Raw genomic sequence first — 18,008 nt, 5'->3', positions numbered from 1 at the left:
TGCGCGGCTCCGTGCCCGCCTGGTCTGTTCCGTGCTCACGGCACCCGCGCCGTCCACTCCCGCGGGGTCACGGCACCCGTGCCGTCCACTCCGGATTGGCGAACTTCGTGCGCACCAGCTCCTCCGCCCAGGCCAGCTCCCGGTCGCTGACCGCGCCGTCGGTGAGGCCGTAGCGGCTGCGGAAGGAGCCGATCATGCAGTCGATGACCTCGGCGCGGGGGAGCCCGGTCTGCCGCCGCAGCGGATCGACGCGCTTCTTCGCGGACTTGGTGCCCTTGTCCGACAGCTTCTCCTTACCGATGCGCAGGACGTCGGTCATCTTCTCGGCGTCCATGTCGTACGACATCGTCACGTGGTGCAGCACGGCGCCGGGTCCGCCGTGCGGGCCGACCACGCGCTTCTGCGCGGCGCCCGCGATCTTGCCGACCTCGGTGGCGATGTCGTTCAGCGGCTGATACCAGGCCTTGATGCCCATGTCGCCGAGCGCCTCCAGCACCCAGTCGTCCAGATACGCGTAGCTGTCGGCGAACGACAGCCCGGACACCAGCGACTGGGGCACCGCGAGGGAATACGTGATCGTGCTGTCCGGCTCGGCGAACATGGCGCCGCCGCCGGAGACGCGGCGCACGACGTCGACGCCGTGCCGCGCCGTGCCCTCCAGATCCACCTCGTTGCGCAGCGACTGGAAGCTGCCGATGATCACCGCGGGGCGGTCCCACTGCCACACGCGCAGGGTCGGCGGTCTGTTCCCCGCCGCGACCTCGGCGGCGATCACCTCGTCCAGCGCCATGTGCAGCGCGGGCGGCTGGGGCGCGTCGTGGATGAGCTGCCAGTCGTAGTCGCCCCACTCGGTGGCCTGCGCGAGGGCGCGGCGCACCGCGGTGGCGACGCCCTCGGTGGTCAGGCCGAGCATCACCGTGGACTCGGGCAGCGCGGCGTCGACGCGGGCTGCGAGCGCCGCCGCGTCGGTGTTGGCCGGGGCGCCCTCCAGGGCGGCGTCGATGGCGAGCAGCGCCTCGTCGGGTTCGAGGAAGAAGTCCCCGGCCACGCGCACGTCGCGCAGCGCGCCCCCTTCGACCTCCAGATCCACGACGACGAGCTTGCCGCCGGGGATCTTGTATTCACCGTGCACCGCGCTGCCTCCCGCTCCCGTTTCGTACCGCTGCCGCTTCGTTTTCCGCTTCGTGCCGCATCCGGTCTCACCGAGCGTAATGCGTCGGTCCGACAGCCGGACACGCGTGCCTGGCGGCGCTGATACCGGTATGCCGCTGCCCGTACGCGGCGCCGGTGTGCCCCCCCGTGAGCCCTCGCGCGCTCCCTTCTGGCGGCGGCGCCGGCGCGGCACAGGCGGCATGGCCACGCGCTCACCGGGGAACAGCGGGTCCGCTACGTGGAACAGATGCCGGCCGGCGCCGACGGCATCGGGTTCTGCGACGCGTCGGACGCGCGCGGCCTTCGCGGCGTGGCTGGGCGGAACGGGCGGGCACACCGGAACCGCCGGCCGCGAGGTCTCGCCCCCACGCACCCCACGCACCCCACGCACGCGCTCGGCGCGGGCGCCCACGCGGCTGCACCCCGCGCACAGGGCCCCGGCGGTCCCGCTGACGCGCTCAGAGCCAGAACTCCGGCCCGCCCCCGCGCCACTCGATGAGCTCCTCGTCGTGCAGGTCGATCGTGGCCACGTCGAGCCCCACGCGCCGCAGGAACTCGATCACGTCGACCATCCCCTCGGCGTGCCCGAGGGTGTTCCCGTGCGACGTGACCCGCCGCCGCCCCTCGGCGGAGGGCGGATGCACCACGATCGGAGCCGTCATGCCTCCCAGCCTGCGCCGACCGCGCCGCACACGCATCCGCCACGGGGAGGGCCGCGCCCCGCCCGCAGCGGTGTCAGGCCGGGTCGCAGCCGCCGTGCAGGGCGGCGAAGCCCGAGGTGACCAGGGGGCAGTCGAAGGGCTCGGGAACGTGGAGCTTCTCCCCGAACGGCAGGCTCAGCCGGGAGAGGTAGCCGCGCGGCGACGGATGCCAGAAGAGGGTCGTGGTCTCCTCCTGCATGTCGAGCAGGAGATAGACCGGCACCCCGCTCCTGCCGTAGACGGGCGTCTTGTCGTCCCAGTCAGCGTCCCGTGTGGACGCCGAGGTCAGCTCGGCGACGAGGGACAGCGCCTCACCGTCGACATACCGCTTGCCCGTGAGGAAGGCGCTCTCGGCCGCCACGTAGACGTCGGGGCCGTAGCCGCGCTCCGCCTCGGGGAAGGTGAAGAGATACGGCGCGCTGTCGGCGATGTGCCCCTCGGGGGCGTGCGGCTCCAACTGTGTGCGCAGGGACCGCATGACGGGGAGGTGGTACCCCTTGGACCGCGGTGACGCGACGATGTTCCCCCCGATGATCTCTGCCCGGTAGCCGTCGGGCACGTCCATGGCGAGCAGCGTCCGGCACAGCGCTTGGAAGCGGGCCGGGGCTGCGGGGACGTCTCTCGTCATCGGGTGGTCCGACATGACTGCCGTGATGCGCCTCCGCAGGTGGCTGATCCAGGTGACACACAGCGTAGCCACGGGCACTGACAGTCGCTCCCAGCGGAGATCAACTCCCGGCGGGCGTCAGCCGTTCCACCAGCGCCGGCAGCGCCTCGCCGATGGGCTCGCGGATGATCTCGTCGGCCAGGGCGTCGTACGGGGTCGGCTCGGCGTTCACGATGATCAGGTGTGCCCCGTTGTCCGCCGCGATCCCCGCGAGGGAGGCCGCCGGCTGGACCTGGAGGCTGCTGCCCGCCGCGATGAAGGTCTCGCTGGCCCGCGCGACCGCCATCGCCTCGCCCAGCACCTCGGAGTCGAGGGCCTGCCCGAACATCACGGTCGCCGACTTGAGGATGCCCCCGCACAGCACGCACGCGGGGTCCTCCTCGCCCGCCTCGACCCGCTCCAGGGCCTCGGCCATCGTGGAGCGCGCCTCGCAGGCGGTGCACAGCACGGTGCGCGAACTGCCGTGCAGTTCCAGCACCTTGCGCTCGGGAACCCCTGCGAGCTGGTGCAGCCCGTCGACGTTCTGGGTGATGACCCGTACGGGAACCCCCGAGCGCTCCAGCCGCGCCACCGCCTCGTGCGCGGCGTTCGGCCTGGCCTTCCAGGCGGGGCTGTCCCGGCGCATCTGCCAGGACCTGCGCCGCACCTCGGGGTCCGACATGTAGTACCCGTAGGTGACCAGCTTCTCCGCCTCGGGGTCGCGCCGCCACAGCCCCTGCGGGCCGCGGTAGTCGGGGATGCCCGAGTCGGTGGAGACGCCCGCGCCGGTGAGCAGGGCCACGGTGCCGCCGGGGACGGTCTGCTGCGCTGCTGCCATGCGGCCAGGGTAATCACGGGCTCCGGGAGGCGGGGCGGCGTCCCTCCCACAACTTCCTTCACCTCTGAACCACTTCACGGTCGCGCGCGGCGCCCGTAGATTCCCTGAGCGGAATTCCCCGACCGGTACAGCGATCCCGCACCGCCGACCCGCACAGCCGCCGTACGCAAAGGAGCACCCGCGCCCGTGTCCCCGCTCTTCACCACGCGCCCCACCCTCCAGGGCACCGTCGGCATGGCGGCGTCCACCCACTGGCTCGCCTCGCAGAGCGCCATGGCCGTGCTGGAGGACGGCGGCAACGCGTACGACGCAGCCGTCGCCGCCGGCTTCGTGCTGCACGTCGTGGAGCCGCATCTGAACGGCCCGGCGGGCGAGGTTCCGGCGCTGGTCGCCCCTGCGGGGGGACCCGTAAGGGTCCTGTGCGGGCAGGGCGTGGCACCCCGCGCCGCGACCCCCGCGCACTACACCGCGCTCGGCCTCGACCTGGTCCCCGGCACAGGACCGCTGGCCGCCGCGGTGCCGGGCGCGTTCGACGCGTGGATGCTGCTGCTCCGCGACTACGGCACCCGCCACCTGTCAGAGGTGCTGAAGTACGCGATCGGGTACGCGCAGCACGGCCACCCCGCCGTGGACCGCGTGGGGGAGACGGTCGAATCCGTAAGGGAACTGTTCGAGACCGAGTGGACCTCCTCGGCCGAGCTCTATCTGCGCGGCGGCAAGGCCCCGGCCCCCGGCGAACTCCTCAAGAACCCCGCACTGGCCGCCACATGGCGCCGCCTCCTCGGCGAGGCCGAGGCCCTGGGAGGCCGGGACAGGGAGGCGCAGATCGAGGCCGCGCGCCGGGTGTGGCGCGAGGGGTTCATCGGCGAGGAACTGGAGCGTGCCGCCGCGACCCCGACGCTGGACACCTCGGGGGAGCGGCACGCCGGGACCCTTACGGGAGACGACCTCGCCGCCTGGGAGGCCACGTACGAGGACCCGGTCTCCCTCGACTGGAACGGCTGGACCGTCTGCAAGGCGGGCCCCTGGTCCCAAGGCCCGTCCCTGCTCCAGCAGTTGGCGCTGATACCCGAGGACATCCCCTACGGGGGACGTGAGGGGCGCGCGGACGCGGCGTACATCCACCGCCTCGTCGAGGGCACCAAGCTGGCGATGGCGGACCGCGAGGCCTGGTACGGGGACGCGGCCGAGGTGCCGCTCGACGACCTGCTCTCCCCGGCGTACGCGGTCGAACGCCGGGCCCTGATCGGCCAGGACGCCTCGTACGCGCTCCGGCCCGGCAGTCCCGGCGGGCGCGTTCCGCGGGTCGCGCGGCACGCCACGGCGGTGGCCGAGGGTCACGAGAGCTTCGTCCCCTCGGGGGCGGCGGGAGCGGCGGGCGCCGGTGAGCCGACGGTGTTCCGCAACGGCGCCACCAGCGGCGACACCTGCCACCTGGACATCGTGGACCGCTGGGGCAACATGATCTCGGCGACCCCGAGCGGCGGCTGGCTGCACTCCAACCCGGTCGTGCCCGCGCTCGGCTTCCCGCTCGGCACCCGCCTCCAGATGACCTGGCTCGAAACCGGGCTGCCCAACACCCTGACCCCCGGCCGCCGTCCGCGTACGACCCTCACCCCGTCGGTCGCACTGCGCGACGGCGAGCCGGTCCTCGCCTTCGGCACCCCCGGCGGCGACCAACAGGACCAGTGGCAGCTCCACTTCTTCCTGGCCGCGGTGCTGCGCTCGCCCGTACGCGGCGGGCTCGACCTCCAGGGCGCCATCGACGCGCCCAACTGGCACACCGAGAGCTTCCCCGGCTCCTTCTACCCGCGCGCGATGCGGCCAGGGCACCTGACGGTCGAACCGAGCGCGGGCGAGGCGGCGTTGAGCGCGCTCCGCGCACGGGGACACGACCTGGAGACGGGCCCCGCATGGTCCGAGGGCCGCCTGAGCGCGGTGGCACGCGACCCGGAGACGGGAGTGCTGAGCGCGGCGGCGAACCCGCGGGGGATGCAGGGGTACGCGGTGGGCCGCTGAGGAGTCGTCGAGCGGCCGGTGAGGGGGCGCGAGGGGCGCGCCTCAGCGCCTCTCAGCCGGCCGTCCGCCGGGCGGAACAGGGCGCGGGCCCCTCGTTCTCCCCGGCGGTCTCGGCCTCCTCGCTGGCGGCCCAGGAGGCGAGGAGGCGCAGCCCCTCCTCGGAGGCCGAGCCCGGTTCGGCGGCCATCTCCAGGCCCTCGTAGACCTCGGAGTGGGGGGCGCGCCCCAGCGGGTCGGCGGCGAGCAGGTCCAGGCGGCCGTCGCGCACGAAGGCGGGCCCCACGGTCATCGCGTCGAGGGTCCACTGCAGGCTGCGGTGCGGCTGCCACTGCTCCTTCGTACGAGGACGCCGCGTGCGGGTCAGTAGTCGGGCGGTGAGCGCCACACGCGCGGTGCTGCCCCCGCGAGAGCCACCCGTAGCGTGCAGGCGTTCGCCGCGCGGCACCCGCGGTGGCCCCGTTCACGGCCCGTTCACGCCGAAGGCGGGCATCGCAGGTGGGCGCGGGGCCGCACCGTGGTTCCATGGAACGCATGATCGACGATGAGCTGGTCGCGCAGGTCGAGCGCGCTGTACGGAGCGCCGCCGCTGAAGAGGTCATGCCCCGCTGGCGGCAGCTCGGCGAGGCCGAGGTGCAGCAGAAGGCCGGGCCGCACGATCTGGTCACGGTGGCCGACCAGCGCGCCGAGGAGCATCTGACCCGCTCGCTCACCGCGCTGCTGCCGGGATCCGTGGTGGTCGGCGAGGAGACCGTGCACGCCAAGCCGGCCACGTACGAGGCGCTGCACGGCGAGGCGCCGGTGTGGATCGTCGACCCGGTGGACGGCACCCGCCAATTCGTGCGCGGCGAACGGGACTTCGCCGTCCTCGTCGCCCTCGCCCGGCACGGCGACATCCTCGCCTCCTGGACGTACGCGCCCGCGCTGGACCTGATGGCGGTCGCGCGCCGCCGCGGCGGGGCGCTGCTCAACGGCGAGGCGCTGAGCGCCGGTTCGCCGGAGCCGGGGGAGGAGCTGCGGGTGGCCACCTCGCACCCCGACTTCACCACTCCCGAGCAGAAGCACGCGCTGCTCGGCCTGCGTACCGAGGGCGTGGCCTCGCGGCCGTGCGGCTCGGCCGGACTGGAGTACCTGGCCGTCGCGCGCGGCGAACTCGACGCGCTCGCCTTCTCCTGGGAGGCCGCCTGGGACCACGCGGCGGGACTGCTGCTGGTCTCCGAGGCCGGCGGGGCCAGCGCGACGGTCGAGGGCGAGCAGTTCCGGCTCGCCGGCGGCAACGCGCTTCCCTTCACCGCGGCGCGGGACGCGGGAACGGTGCGGCGTATGGTGGGGCTGCTGCGCGACGGCGGCTGATCGCCCGCCGCCGGCCGTCTGCCCCGTACGCAGGGGTGACCGTCCGCGCAGCCGTCGTAGCTGACCTCAGCGCTGAGGTACGAGGGGAGAGCCGACAGGTGCCGAACGTGCCAAGAATCCGCGACGCCGTCGTCGTCGGGGCAGGACCCAACGGCCTGACGGCCGCGGTCGAACTGGCCCGCCGCGGCCTCTCCGTCGAGCTCTTCGAGGCCCGCGAGGGCATCGGCGGCGGCGCACGCACCGAGGAACTCACCCTCCCCGGCTTCCGGCACGACCCCTGCTCGGCGGTGCACCCCACCGGCGTCGGCTCGCCCGCCTTCCGCGCGATGCCGCTGGAGCGGTACGGGCTGGAGTGGCTGCACCCCGAACTGCCCATGGCACAGCCCTTCGACGACGGTACGGCGACCGTGCTCGCGCACTCCGTGGGCGAGACCGCGATGTCCTTCGGCGCGCGCGATGCGGGCGTCTACCGGCGTCTGGTCGCGCCCTTCCTCGGGCACTGGGACACGCTGGCCGCGGACTTCATGGGCCTGGGCTCGGTGTTCAACGGGCGCCTTCCGAAGGGCCCGGTGCGGCTCGCGCGCTTCGGTCTGCTCGCGCTCCAGCCGATCGAGTGGATCAGCCGGCGTTTCCACGGCGAACGCGCGAAGGCTCTGCTCGCCGGGCTCGCGGGCCATGTGATCGCGCCGCTGTCCACGCCGACGGTCACCGGGCCCGCGCTGTGCTTCGCGCTCGCCGCGCACGAGTACGGCTGGCCGGTGCCGCGCGGCGGCTCGCAGTCGATCTCCGACGCGCTCGCCGCGTACCTGCGCGAGCTGGGCGGCACGATCCACACCGGCGTCGAGGTCAAGCGCCTGGACGAACTGCCCCCGGCACGCGCGTACGTCTTCGACACCTCGCCCACCGCGCTGGCCCGCATCGCCGGGCTCGGCGGCGCGTACGACGGCTACCACTACGGCCCCAGCGTCTTCAAGGTCGACTACGCGCTGGACGGGCCCGTGCCGTGGGTCTCGGAGGAGGCGCGGCGGGCCGGCACCGTGCACGTGGGGGAGTCGGCGCGGGAGATCGACGCGGCGATGCGGGCCGCGGCGTACGGTCGGGGCCCCGCCGAGCGCCCCTTCCTGATCACCTCGCAGCCCTCGCTCGTCGACCCGTCCCGCGCGCCGGAGGGCAAGCACGTGCTGTGGGCGTACGGGCACGTGCCCAACGGCTGGGAGGGCGACGCGACGGAGCTGGTCGAGCGGCAGATCGAGCGGTACGCGCCCGGCTTCCGCGACCTCGTCCTGGCCCGCGCCACGGCGGGCCCGCCGCAGCTCGCGGCGCACAACGCGAACTATGTGGGCGGCGACATCGGGTGCGGGTCCGTGCAGCGATTGCAGCTGGTGCTGCGGCCCCAGCTCCGTCGGGTTCCGTATGAGACGGCGCACCCCGCCGTCTTCCTGTGCTCCTCGGCGACCCCGCCCGGGCCTGGGGTGCACGGCATGCCCGGCCACCACGCGGCTCGCGCCGTGTGGCGCCGCTTGCGCCGCTCCTGAGCGTTCCGCTCTGACCGCCGACCCGTTTGTGTGTGGTTGCCTGCCGCTGCGGCGGGATTCGGGTGGGTGGTTCCGACTGCCCTGTGAGTGACGGCGCGACCGGAGACGCTCCGCGCCGGCCGCAGCCCCTTGCCTCCGCGTGAGGCCCGACGTGATGCGGACGGTGCGTCAGGCGTCGCTCGCTGCGGTGGCGTAGTCGTCGTAGAAGCCGCGGCCGGTCTTCACGCCGAGGCGGCCGGTGTCGACGTACTCGTGCAGCAGTCGGCGGGGGCCTTCGGGCAGGTGCGGATTCTCCGCTGCGTAGTGGTTCTCGATGTCGAGGACGACGTCCAGGCCGACCTGGTCCATCAACCGGAACACCCCGAGCTTCGCGCCGGTGTTCACCCGGAACATCGCGTCGAAATCCTCCGGCGTGGTCACCCCTTCGGCCACGACCTCCAGCGCCTCGCGCTTGATCGCGGCCCAGACCCGGTTGAAGATGAAGCCGGTGCTCTCCCGGCGGGCCTCGAAGGGGTGCACTCCATAGCGCGGCAGCTCGTTCTTGAGCCGCTCGATGACCGCGGGGTCGGTGGCCCCGTCGCTCATCAGGTCGACCGCGTTCTGCGCCGGCGGCATGTAGAAGTGCGTGTTCAGTACCCGCTCCTTGTGCGCCACCCGGTCGACGAACAGACGGGAGGCGTAGGAGGAGGAGTTGCTGGCCAGGATGGTGTCGGCCGGGGCGATCCGGTCCAGATCGGCGAACAGGGCGCGCTTGAGCTCCAGCCGCTCGGGCACCGCCTCGATGACCAGCCACGCGTCGTCCAGTGCGGCTTCCAGGGTGTCGACGCCGACCACCCGGCCCTCGGTGGCGCCGGGCCGGGCGGCGACCACCTCCGGCAGCTCTGCGGTGACGTAGTCCAGGGCCGCTGCCCGTACGTCGGCAGACAGGTCGTACAGGCGCACCAGCCCACCGTCGGAGGCGAACATCATCGCGATGCGGCGGCCGAGGGTGCCTGCGCCGATCACCGCGACCGGGCGAGCGGCGAGCTGACGAGAAGTGTGGGTCATCACGGGACTCCCTGGTGCGCGTCCGGCCGGGCGGGTTGCCCGGCACGCGGACTCGATGCAAACTGTACTCAATGCATTTTGTATCGCAAGGGGAGTGGAAAGGAGCGTGGAGCAGTGCGCGAGTCCGAGGTGGCGCGTCAGCCGGTCACGCCGCTGGGGGTGCCGGTCTATCCGGTGCGGGCGACCCGGTTCACCGACCGTGAGTACTTCAACATCGTCTACCGCACCGACCCCGATGTCCTGCGCGCGGTGGTGCCCGAGCCGCTGGAAGTGCCCGAGCCGTTGGTGCGGTTCGAAGTGATGAACATGGGTGACGTCGAGGGCTTCGGCCCCTACCTGGAGTGCGGCCAGGCGATCGCCGTGGAGTTCGACGGCGAGGTGGGCGAGTACCTGCATGCGATGTATCTGGACAGCTTCGCCGCCACCGCCGCGGGCCGGGAGCTGAGTGCCTATCCGAAGGTGGCCGGCAGCCCGGCGCTGTTCACCGACACCGGTGCGCTGGTCGGCACCCTGGACCGCGGCGGCCAGCGGGTGGCCACCGCGACCATGCCCTACAAGTGGCAGCCCCTCGACCCCGATGCGGCCCGGGCGCAGATCACCGTGCCCACCTTCGCGCTCAAGCAGGTGCCCAACGTGTTCACCGGGCAATTGCGCGCCTCGGACCTGGTCCGCACCGAGATCACCGACATCGTGGTCAAGGAAGCCTGGACCGGGCCCGCCCGTCTGCAGCTGTTCGAGCACGTGATGGCCCCCCTGGCCGATCTGCCGGTGCTCGAGGTCGTCTCCGCCAGCCACATCCTCACCGACCTGACCCTCAGCCCGGTCAGCTCCGTACACGACTACCTCGACAGCGGCTCGCCACTCGACCACGAGGCAGGCTCGCAGCGGCCGACGGAGAGGATGGCCCCATGAATCACCCGACCACCCCCACGCCCGCGCCGGCCCGACCGACCCGACAGCGCAAGGCGACCCGCGCGCAGCTGATCGCCGCGGCCGCCGGCCTGTTCGCCGAGCAGGGCACCACCAACGTCAGCATCGGGGCGATATGTGAGCGCGCCGGGTTCACCCGCGGCGCCTTCTACTCCAACTTCAAGACCGTCGACGACGTCTTCTTCGCCCTGTACGAACAGCGCAACGCCGAGGTCCAGGAGCGACTGGAGGCGCTGGCCGCCGACGCGCCATCGCCTGAGCAGGCCCACTGTTCCCTGGAGTCCGTCGTGGCCACGGCGTTGCGGGCGCTGCCGATGGATCCGCAGTGGGTCGCGATCCGCACCAGTTTCGCGGCTCAGGCCCAGCACAGGCCAGAGGTCGCGGCCGTACTGCGCGAGCACGCCGAGCAGCTCCGCCGGCACCTCCAGCCGCTGCTGATGCACGCCCTGGAGCTCACCGGCCGTCGACCGCTGGACTCCCCGGAGGACTTCACCCGGGCCGTCATCACCGCGCACGTCGGCGCGATGACCCAGTCGCCGCTCCACGACGACCCCGAAGCCGTCCGCGAAGCCGTCGTCCGCGGCATTGTTCTGGGCCTGACCACAGGCCAGTGAACACCAGCGCCTCCGCTCAGCTCAGTGGCTGCTGGCGGTCCGCCCGTGAGGCGGGTGCCCCGAAACCCATGTAGTAAGTGACCTGTTCAGGCATAACTCCGTGAACGAGAAGGAGACATGGTGTCTCTGGTAATGAAAGCGCTCGTGCAGGTCCTACGGTTGCGGCCGAAGCCTCTCGCCTCGGCCGATGCGATCGCTGCGGAGGTCGACCGTGACCGCCCCGACGCCGAGGTGCCGCGCACACTCCTCAGGGCGTACGACGTCCGCCGCGGCAGCATCGAGGGCATGCCGGTCATCACGCTCACCCCGAAGGGTGTTGACCCAGTGGGGGAGCTGCTCTATACGCACGGCGGCGCGTACGTGCACCCGCTGGTCACACCGCACTGGAACATCATCGGAAGCCTGGGCCTGACCTCCCCGCTGCGCGTGACTGTCCCTCTGTACGCGCTCGCACCCGAGCACACCGGCGACGAGACCTACCCCAAGCTCCACAAGCTCTACGACAGCCTGACCGAATCCGGGCTGCCGGTGATCACCGCGGGCGATTCAGCCGGCGGCGCCCTCGCCATGGCTCTCACCATCCGCGCCCGGGACGAACACCGTCCTCTTCCCGACGCGGTCCTGCTGTTCTCGCCTTGTGCGGACGCGACCCTGACCAACCCCGAGATCCCAGCCATCGAGCCGCGAGACCCCATGGTCGGCAGCGAGGGAGCGCGATGGGCCATGAGCCGCTGGGCCGGCGACCGCCCCCTGCAACACCCCTGGCTCAGCCCGCTCAACGACAGCCTGCGTGCCCTGCCCCGGATCTCCGTCCTCCACGGCGAACGCGACATTCTGTACCCCGACGTCAAGAAGATGGTCGCCAAGGCCAAGGCCGCCGGCACCGACGCCGAGATCAACCTCTACCCCGACGCCTTCCACGTCTTCGTCGGCCTGCCCCAACTCCCCGAATCGCGGGCGGCCCTCGCCCACGCCAGAGGGATCATCAAAACCGTCACCGCGACCTGACCCCACCACGGGGCGGACGCCTCCCCGGGTTTCGCTGCCCGTCCCCGTCGTCAGGCGTCCTTGAGCGAGCTGGATCATGGTCATGCCCTCGCACTCCTGAGGTGGGCGTGACATCTGACGAGAGAACTCCGCGCTGCCGCCGGTTGGCTGCTGGTCGGCCCGCTCCGGAATCACCGCGGTCGCCCCGCGCTCAACGCCCGTACCGCCGCAGGATGTTGTCCCCCTCCACCACGAGCCGCTCCCTCAGGCGCCGCATCCCTGACCGCCCCGCGTAGAACTCCTGCAACGCCCCCGCAGCCACCTTGTCCTTCCACTCCGCATACCCCCGCACCCCCTGCGACCGCGGCGCCCGCAGATTCCCCCGCACCGCCACCCCCACATTCCACCCGTACCGCCGCTCCCGCGGCATCGCCGGATGCCGCTCCGCCGCCGGCGCCGTCGGCAACAGCCAGTCACCCGCGGCCAGTTCGGCCATCGCCCCCGGCGCGAGAAGGTGCGCCACGAACCGCGCCGCCTCCGCGGGCCACGCGCAGTCGTACGACACCGAAAGCGTCTGCGCGCTGCTCTCCTGCACGGCCCCGCGCGGCCCGGCAGGCGCCGGCAGCACCACCCACTCGAAGCCCTCCGGCGCCTGCTGCGCCACCTGCTGCCGGAACGCGAACCCCAGCGGCAGCATCGCGTACCGCCCCCCGAAGAACCCCGGCAGCGCATCGGCCCCGCCCAGCCCCAGAGCAGAGGCGGGCGCCGCGCGATAGCGGTGCACCTGCGCGTGGATCAGCCGCGGCAGCGCCTGCTCCGGCTCCTCGAAGCGCACCCGGTGCCCGGAGCCCTCCGCCTCGAAGTACCGCCCGCCGAAGGCCGCCGAGAGGTTCAACGTCACGCTCACCGGCTCCTTGAGCGCCCACGCCGTCCCGTACCGCCGCCGCTCGCCCCTCCCGTACGACAGCTCCCGCGCCGCCTCCGTGAACTCCTCCCACGTCCAGGGCTGCCGGGGCGCCGGCGGCCGTATGCCCGCCCTGTCCAGGAGCCGCCGGTTGGCCACCAGCACGCGCGGCTCCTGGAGGAACGGCACCCCGTACAGCCGCCCGTCCCACGTACCGTTCGCCGCGGCCCGGCGGGGGAGCGAGGCCAGGAAGCCGTCGGGGAGGAGCGGGCCGAGGTCGCGCAGATAGCCGCCGAAGGCGAAGTCGGACAGGTCGTCCGAGGCGTCGTGCACGATGTCCGGCGCCTCGCCCGCCTCGAACGAGGTGACCAGCTGATCGTGCACCCCGTCCCAACTGCCCTGCCGGTAGGCGACCTGTACGTGGGGATGGGACCTGTTCCACTCCGCCACCAGCCGCTTGTTCGCCGCGACCGACTCGCGCTGCCACGCGAGGGAGAGGAACTGGAGCCGCACGGGGCCGCCCCCGCCGCCGCGCCTGTTGCTACTGCACGCTGACGCCGCCACCGCCGCCGGGGCCGCGAGCGCCGCAGCGCCCGCCGCGCGCAGCACGGCCCGCCGCCTCACCCCCGTACCGCCCAATTCCATGCCGCCGCATCCCGCACCGCTCACCCCTTCACCGCCCCCGTCAGCAGCCCGCCCGTCAACCGGCGCTGGATCAGCAGGAAGAACAGCAGCGAGGGGAGCGTGGCCAGCAGCGCGGCGGCGGCCAGCGGGCCCAGGTCGGCCGCGCCCTCGGCGCCGATGAACCGGGTCAGGATCACCGACATCGTCTGCTGCTCCGGCGACTTGAGCAGCACCAGCGCGAAGAAGAACTCGTTCCACGCCGTGATGAACGCGAACAGCAGCGTCGCCGCCAGCCCCGGCGCGAGCAGCGGCAGCACCACCGAACGCAGCGTCCGCCACCGTCCGGCCCCGTCCACCATGGCGGCCTCCTCCACCTCCCGCGGCACCGCCCGTACGAAGCCGTGCAGCATCCACAGCGCGAACGGCAGGCTCCACACCACATACACCGCGAGCAGCCCGCCCAGCGAGTCCACCAGCCGCAGGGTCTTCAGCACGAGGAACAGCGGGATGATCACCAGCACCAGCGGGAACATCTGGCTGACCAGCGCCCACACCAGCGTGGCCCGCCCCACCCCCGAACGGAACCGCGCCACCGCATACGCCGCCGGCGCCGCCAGCAGCACGCACAGCACCGCCGAACCGCCCGCCACCAGCAGGCTGTTGAACGCCGCGTGCAGCAGCGGCTGCTGGCCCAGCGCCTCGGCGAAGTTCGCCGTGGTCGGGTGCCGCGGGATCCAGTCCGGATCAGGAGAGCCCAGCTCCCGCGGCCCCTTGAACGCCGTGGACGCCAGCCACGCGGGCGGCAGCACCAGGAACGCCAGATAGCAGGCGAGCGCCGCGTACTGGCCGGCGCGCCCGAGCGCTCGCCCCGTACGCCGCCTCATTCCTCCACCGCCCTGAGCCGGTTGCGCAGGAAGACCGCGAGCAGCACCGCCATCACCGCCGTCATCGCCGCGCCCATCGCCGCCGCGTACCCGAACTGCCCGTACCGGAACGCCTCCTCGTACGCGAAGAGCATCGGCAGCCGGGTGCGCCCGCCGGGACCTCCGCTGGTCAGCACGTAGACCAGGCCGAAGGAGTTGAAGTTCCAGATGAAGTTGAGCGCGGTCACCGCGGCCGCGACGGGGCGCAGCGCGGGCCACGTCACCGAGGCGAAGCGCCGCCACGGGCCGGCACCGTCCAGCGCCGCCGCCTCGTTCAGCTCGTGCGGAACGTTCCGCAACCCGGCGAGCAGCGTGACCGTGGTCTGCGGCATCCCCGCCCAGACCCCGACCAGGACGACCGCGGGCAGCGCCCACCCGAAGTCCGCCAGCCAGTCGCGGCCCCGGAGCCCGAGCAGGTCGTTCAGCACGCCCGCGTCCGGGTGGTAGACCAGCCGCCACATGATGCCGACGACCACCTCGGGTACCGCCCACGGCAGCAGCGCCAGGGTGCGGGCCAGCCAGCGCAGCCGCAGCCGCTGCCCGAGCAGCAGGGCCAGACCCAGCGCGAGCGCGAACTGCAGCGCGGTGACCGCGACCGCCCACACCAGCCCGATGCGGAACGACTCCAGGAAGAGCGAATCCCCCGCCAGGACACGGAAGTTCTCCGCGCCCGTGAAGTGGGTCTCCGCCGTACGCCCGAACCGCGCGTCGGTCACCGCCAGCCCGAGCCCGTAGGCCAGCGGCACCACGCTGAGCACCAGCACCGGGACCAGCGCGGGCAGGATCAGCAGCCAGGCGTCCACCCGCGGAGCGGGAAAGGGCTCCCCTTGCCGACGAACTCTCCGCCCGCGGCGCACCGGCTGCCCCGCCCTACTCCGCCGGGCTGCGTATCTCGTCCCGCATGCCGTCGACGCGCTCGGCCAGCTTGTCGAGGTCGACGTCGGCGGGTGGCGTCGTCAGCGATTCCGGAGAGTTGTCGGCGATGCTGCCGGAGGCGCCCGTGTCGCCCCAAGCGCAGACCGCCATCGTCATCTTCTGGCCGATCTGGTCCTTGGTGAGGACCTCGCACGTCAGCGGATCGCCGGATCCGCTCGGCGTGATCCTTTTGCGGGGCACCGCGACCTCGCTGCCCGGGTTCTCCTCCATTCCCTTGAGGAAGCTGTTGGGCGAATCCTCGTCGGACTGCTCCGAGTTGACTCCCGAGAACAGGAACTGCTGCCGGGTGTCCTCGGAGGCATACAGACCCATGTACGGGGTGTCGCCCGCGCTCAGGTCCGGATTCTGCGCCTTGGCCGTGTCGCTCATGTCCTTGGCCAGCCGCAGGTCGCCGTTCTCCAGTGTCTTGGGCAGGCTCACCGTGTACTCGGGGCTGCGGCTGCCGCCGCCGAGCGCTATGCCGATGACGACCAGCAGGACGACGGCCGCCGCGAGGCTGCCGAACACGATCGCCAGCACCTTGCCCGTGTTGCTGCGCTTGGGCGGCGGAGGCACGGGCGGCGCGCCCCAGGGCCCCGCGGGCATCTGCTGCCCGAACGGCCCCGGTTGGCCGGGCGGCGGCGCGAACTGCGCCCCGGCGTACGGCTGTTGCGGCGGTGGCGGCTGCTGCGGCGCGCCCGGTCCGTACGGTCCCGGCGTCCCTCCGTACGGCCCCGGTGCCCCTCCAGGCGGAGGCGGCGGTGGTGCGCTCATGCTCGTTCCTTCCCCGTTCATGTCCCCCGTTCACATTGCCTGCCAACAGTACAAGCAGCCACTGACAACGGATCTTGAGAAGAAAGAAAGAGCAGGCGGGGGCTCGTCCCGCGTCAGACGGCGTCAGAGCGACTGCGGGTGGCGGAACAGCCGCTTCGGGTCGTACGCCGACTTCACCTTGGCGAGGCGGGACGCGTTCGCGCCGTAGTAGGCGCGGCGCCAGTCCTTCAGCTTCGGGTCGCTGTAGTTCTGGTACGCCTGTCCGCTGGCCCACGGGCGCATCGCGTCGTAGGTGGCGTCCAGCCACGCGCGGTGCCGCGAAACGGTCGTCTGCGAGGCCGAGTCGGGCCAGGAGATGATGTACTGCGCCAGGAAACGGGCGTTGCGGTGGACGAAAGCGGTCGACTGCGGTCCGACCCGGTTCGCCGCGCCGCCCAGCGCGTCGATGGCGACGCTCCCCGAGCCGCCCCCGCTGAGCTGCGCCAGCTTCTCCACGCGGTGCAGCAGCGCCTTGATGCCGTCCGCCGGGATGCTGCGCGTGTAGAAGTCCGAGCGCGCCGCGTACGATTCGCGCGCCAGCTTGCCCTTGGCGCTGTTCCCCGGCAGCGAACCGGGCAGGTGTGCCTGGTGGATGCTCCACCCGGACACCCCGCCCATGATCTTCATGGCGTCCATGAAGGTGTGGTTCTTGATCGAGACCGAGGAGGCGGGTGCTCCCACCCGGTCGGCCAGGCGGTCGAGTTGGTTGGTGACGTCGCCGCGCGTGCCCAGCGAGAAACCGCCGAGCATGACCTTGCCGGGGCGGCCGCCGGCGGGCGCGGACAGATGCAGGTTCGCCCAGATCTCGTCCGCCGCGTCCGGCGCCCAGCGCTGCCACTCGCGCAGTACGGCGGCGGCCCGCGACCACGGCCAGCTCAGGAAGAAGGTGACGCCGTCGTGGGCCGGGTGGGTACGGAACTCAAGACCGGTCACGACGCCGAAGTTGGCGTTGCCGGCGCCGCGCAGCGCCCAGAACAGGTCAGGGTCGTGCGAGGCGTCCACGTCCCGTATGCGGCCGTCGGCGGTGACGATGCGCGCGCCGGTGAGACTGTCCGAGGTCAGCCCGTACGCGCGGGCCACCACGCCGACGCCGCCGCCCAGCGTCAGCCCGGAGACGCCGACGGAGGGGCACGAACCCGCGGGTATGGTGCGGCCGTGCCGGGCCAACCCGTCGTAGACGTCGATGAGTTTGGCGCCGGCGCCGATGCTGGCGCCCTGCTTCCCGTTCTGCTTCACCCAGGCCATCTTCTGAACGTCGATGACCATTCCCTGACCGGTGGACCAGCCCGCGTACGAGTGGCCACCGCTGCGTATCGCCACGGGTATCCCGTGGCGGCGCGCGAACGCGAGGCACTCCTTCACGTCCTGCGAGCCCGCGCAGTAGGCGACCCCGGCCGGACGTACGCCGTCGAAGCGGGGGTTGAACAGCTTGTGTGCCGCGCCGTAATGGGCGTCGCCCGGCCGCACCACGGTGCCGTCCAGGCCCTTCGCGAGCGCGTCCCACGCGGTGTCGGACGCGGAGGAACCCGCGACCGCGGCCCAGCCCGTTCCCCCGACGCCCGCGCCGAGCGCCAGTCCGGCGCCCGCGCGCAGCATGGTGCGCCTGCCCCAGCGCCGCGCGCCGGTGTCCTGCGTCGTCGCGCCGGTGCTGCTGTGGGTGTGCGTCATCCCCGATTCCCCCTCGGAACCGGCCGCCCGGCCCGGGGGGCCGCCCGCCCCGGGGGCCCGGTGAATGTGGGGGGCGGGGGGGCGGCGGGGCGGGAGGGGGGGGGGGGCGGGCCCCCACCCCCCCCCCGGGGGAACGGGGCCCCGCGATCCACGCGCCCGGAGGGGGGCGGGGGCCCCCCGGGGCGGCGGGGCCGACCTGGGGGCCCGGCGCAGCGCCCGGGCCCGCCCGGGCGGCGGGGCCGGGGGGCCCGGCGGCGGGGGAGTCACGGCGCCCCCCGGCCGCCGGTGGCGTGTCCGCGCTCGTACGGGGTCCGGCGCGACCTCAGACGAGTGACGGGCGAA

General features: G+C 72.9%; 17 protein-coding genes. 6 read left to right on the top strand and 11 right to left on the bottom strand.

What is annotated here, in order from left to right:
• Nucleotides 1–67 precede the first annotated feature (67 nt).
• The 4 genes from ABEE00_RS14600 to ABEE00_RS14585 form a co-directional block, all read right to left on the bottom strand.
• Nucleotides 68–1,132 (bottom strand): lipoate-protein ligase LplAB, encoded by a 1,065-nt coding sequence (locus tag ABEE00_RS14600; RefSeq protein ID WP_345745881.1) that lies wholly within the window; start codon nt 1,130–1,132, stop codon nt 68–70.
• Nucleotides 1,133–1,610: 478 nt separating this feature from the next.
• Nucleotides 1,611–1,814, bottom strand: coding sequence for a hypothetical protein (locus ABEE00_RS14595; RefSeq protein WP_345745880.1), 204 nt, complete (start codon nt 1,812–1,814; stop codon nt 1,611–1,613).
• A 73-nt stretch (nt 1,815–1,887) separates the two neighbouring features.
• Nucleotides 1,888–2,481 (bottom strand): Uma2 family endonuclease, encoded by a 594-nt coding sequence (locus tag ABEE00_RS14590; protein WP_345745879.1) that lies wholly within the window; start codon nt 2,479–2,481, stop codon nt 1,888–1,890.
• Nucleotides 2,482–2,581: 100 nt separating this feature from the next.
• Nucleotides 2,582–3,337, bottom strand: a complete 756-nt coding sequence (locus tag ABEE00_RS14585; RefSeq protein ID WP_345745878.1) for an SIR2 family NAD-dependent protein deacylase — start codon at nt 3,335–3,337, stop codon at nt 2,582–2,584.
• Nucleotides 3,338–3,571: 234 nt separating this feature from the next.
• Here ABEE00_RS14585 and ABEE00_RS14580 point away from each other — a divergent pair, with 234 nt between their 5' ends.
• Nucleotides 3,572–5,356 carry a gamma-glutamyltransferase family protein gene (locus tag ABEE00_RS14580; RefSeq protein WP_345746182.1) on the top strand — a complete coding sequence of 595 codons (1,785 nt, stop codon included), beginning with the start codon at nt 3,572–3,574 and terminating at the stop codon, nt 5,354–5,356.
• A 52-nt stretch (nt 5,357–5,408) separates the two neighbouring features.
• Here the strand turns inward: ABEE00_RS14580 and ABEE00_RS14575 are convergent, their stop codons facing one another.
• Nucleotides 5,409–5,741: a hypothetical protein gene (locus ABEE00_RS14575; RefSeq protein WP_451918580.1), complete on the bottom strand. Its 333-nt coding sequence runs from the start codon at nt 5,739–5,741 to the stop codon at nt 5,409–5,411.
• 146 nt (nt 5,742–5,887) lie between these two features.
• On the opposite strand from ABEE00_RS14575, the gene ABEE00_RS14570 reads away from it, so the two are divergent.
• Together ABEE00_RS14570 and ABEE00_RS14565 are read left to right on the top strand one after the other, a co-directional pair.
• On the top strand, nt 5,888–6,706 hold the full coding sequence (locus ABEE00_RS14570; RefSeq protein ID WP_345745877.1) for an inositol monophosphatase family protein: 819 nt from the start codon (nt 5,888–5,890) through the stop codon (nt 6,704–6,706).
• A 107-nt stretch (nt 6,707–6,813) separates the two neighbouring features.
• Complete coding sequence (locus tag ABEE00_RS14565) at nt 6,814–8,241, top strand: phytoene desaturase family protein (protein ID WP_345745876.1); 1,428 nt, start codon at nt 6,814–6,816, stop codon at nt 8,239–8,241.
• Between the two features lie 168 nt (nt 8,242–8,409).
• Here ABEE00_RS14565 and ABEE00_RS14560 read toward each other — a convergent pair whose 3' ends face one another.
• Nucleotides 8,410–9,288: a 3-hydroxyacyl-CoA dehydrogenase family protein gene (locus ABEE00_RS14560; RefSeq protein WP_345745875.1), complete on the bottom strand. Its 879-nt coding sequence runs from the start codon at nt 9,286–9,288 to the stop codon at nt 8,410–8,412.
• 114 nt (nt 9,289–9,402) lie between these two features.
• Here ABEE00_RS14560 and ABEE00_RS14555 point away from each other — a divergent pair, with 114 nt between their 5' ends.
• The 3 genes from ABEE00_RS14555 (at nt 9,403) to ABEE00_RS14545 (ending at nt 11,840) form a co-directional block, all read left to right on the top strand.
• Entirely contained in the window at nt 9,403–10,200 is a 798-nt protein-coding gene (locus ABEE00_RS14555; RefSeq protein WP_345745874.1) for an acetoacetate decarboxylase, read from the top strand.
• Nucleotides 10,197–10,832 carry a TetR/AcrR family transcriptional regulator gene (locus ABEE00_RS14550; RefSeq protein WP_345745873.1) on the top strand — a complete coding sequence of 212 codons (636 nt, stop codon included), beginning with the start codon at nt 10,197–10,199 and terminating at the stop codon, nt 10,830–10,832. Before ABEE00_RS14555 ends, ABEE00_RS14550 begins: the two co-directional genes overlap by 4 nt.
• Before the next feature lie 159 nt (nt 10,833–10,991).
• Nucleotides 10,992–11,840, top strand: a complete 849-nt coding sequence (locus ABEE00_RS14545; RefSeq protein ID WP_345745872.1) for an alpha/beta hydrolase — start codon at nt 10,992–10,994, stop codon at nt 11,838–11,840.
• A 190-nt stretch (nt 11,841–12,030) separates the two neighbouring features.
• On the opposite strand, the gene ABEE00_RS14540 is transcribed toward ABEE00_RS14545, so the two are convergent.
• From ABEE00_RS14540 to ABEE00_RS14520, 5 genes are all read right to left on the bottom strand, one after another.
• A complete protein-coding gene (locus ABEE00_RS14540) occupies nt 12,031–13,368 on the bottom strand; it encodes an ABC transporter substrate-binding protein (RefSeq protein ID WP_451918595.1) in 1,338 nt (445 codons plus the stop codon).
• Nucleotides 13,369–13,388: 20 nt separating this feature from the next.
• Nucleotides 13,389–14,231 (bottom strand): carbohydrate ABC transporter permease, encoded by an 843-nt coding sequence (locus tag ABEE00_RS14535; RefSeq protein WP_345745870.1) that lies wholly within the window; start codon nt 14,229–14,231, stop codon nt 13,389–13,391.
• Nucleotides 14,228–15,127, bottom strand: a complete 900-nt coding sequence (locus ABEE00_RS14530) for a carbohydrate ABC transporter permease (protein ID WP_451918579.1) — start codon at nt 15,125–15,127, stop codon at nt 14,228–14,230. Before ABEE00_RS14530 ends, ABEE00_RS14535 begins: the two co-directional genes overlap by 4 nt.
• Nucleotides 15,128–15,140: 13 nt before the next feature.
• On the bottom strand, nt 15,141–15,959 hold the full coding sequence (locus ABEE00_RS14525) for a hypothetical protein (RefSeq protein ID WP_345745868.1): 819 nt from the start codon (nt 15,957–15,959) through the stop codon (nt 15,141–15,143).
• Nucleotides 15,960–16,082: 123 nt separating this feature from the next.
• Nucleotides 16,083–17,666, bottom strand: coding sequence for an FAD-binding oxidoreductase (locus ABEE00_RS14520; protein ID WP_345745867.1), 1,584 nt, complete (start codon nt 17,664–17,666; stop codon nt 16,083–16,085).
• Nucleotides 17,667–18,008 lie beyond the last annotated feature (342 nt).

Origin of the sequence: Streptomyces odontomachicola, assembly GCF_039605595.1 — a bacterium.
Lineage (GTDB): Bacteria > Actinomycetota > Actinomycetes > Streptomycetales > Streptomycetaceae > Streptomyces.
Note: the sequence above shows the minus strand (reverse complement) of the source record. Positions and strands in the feature narration are given on the sequence as shown.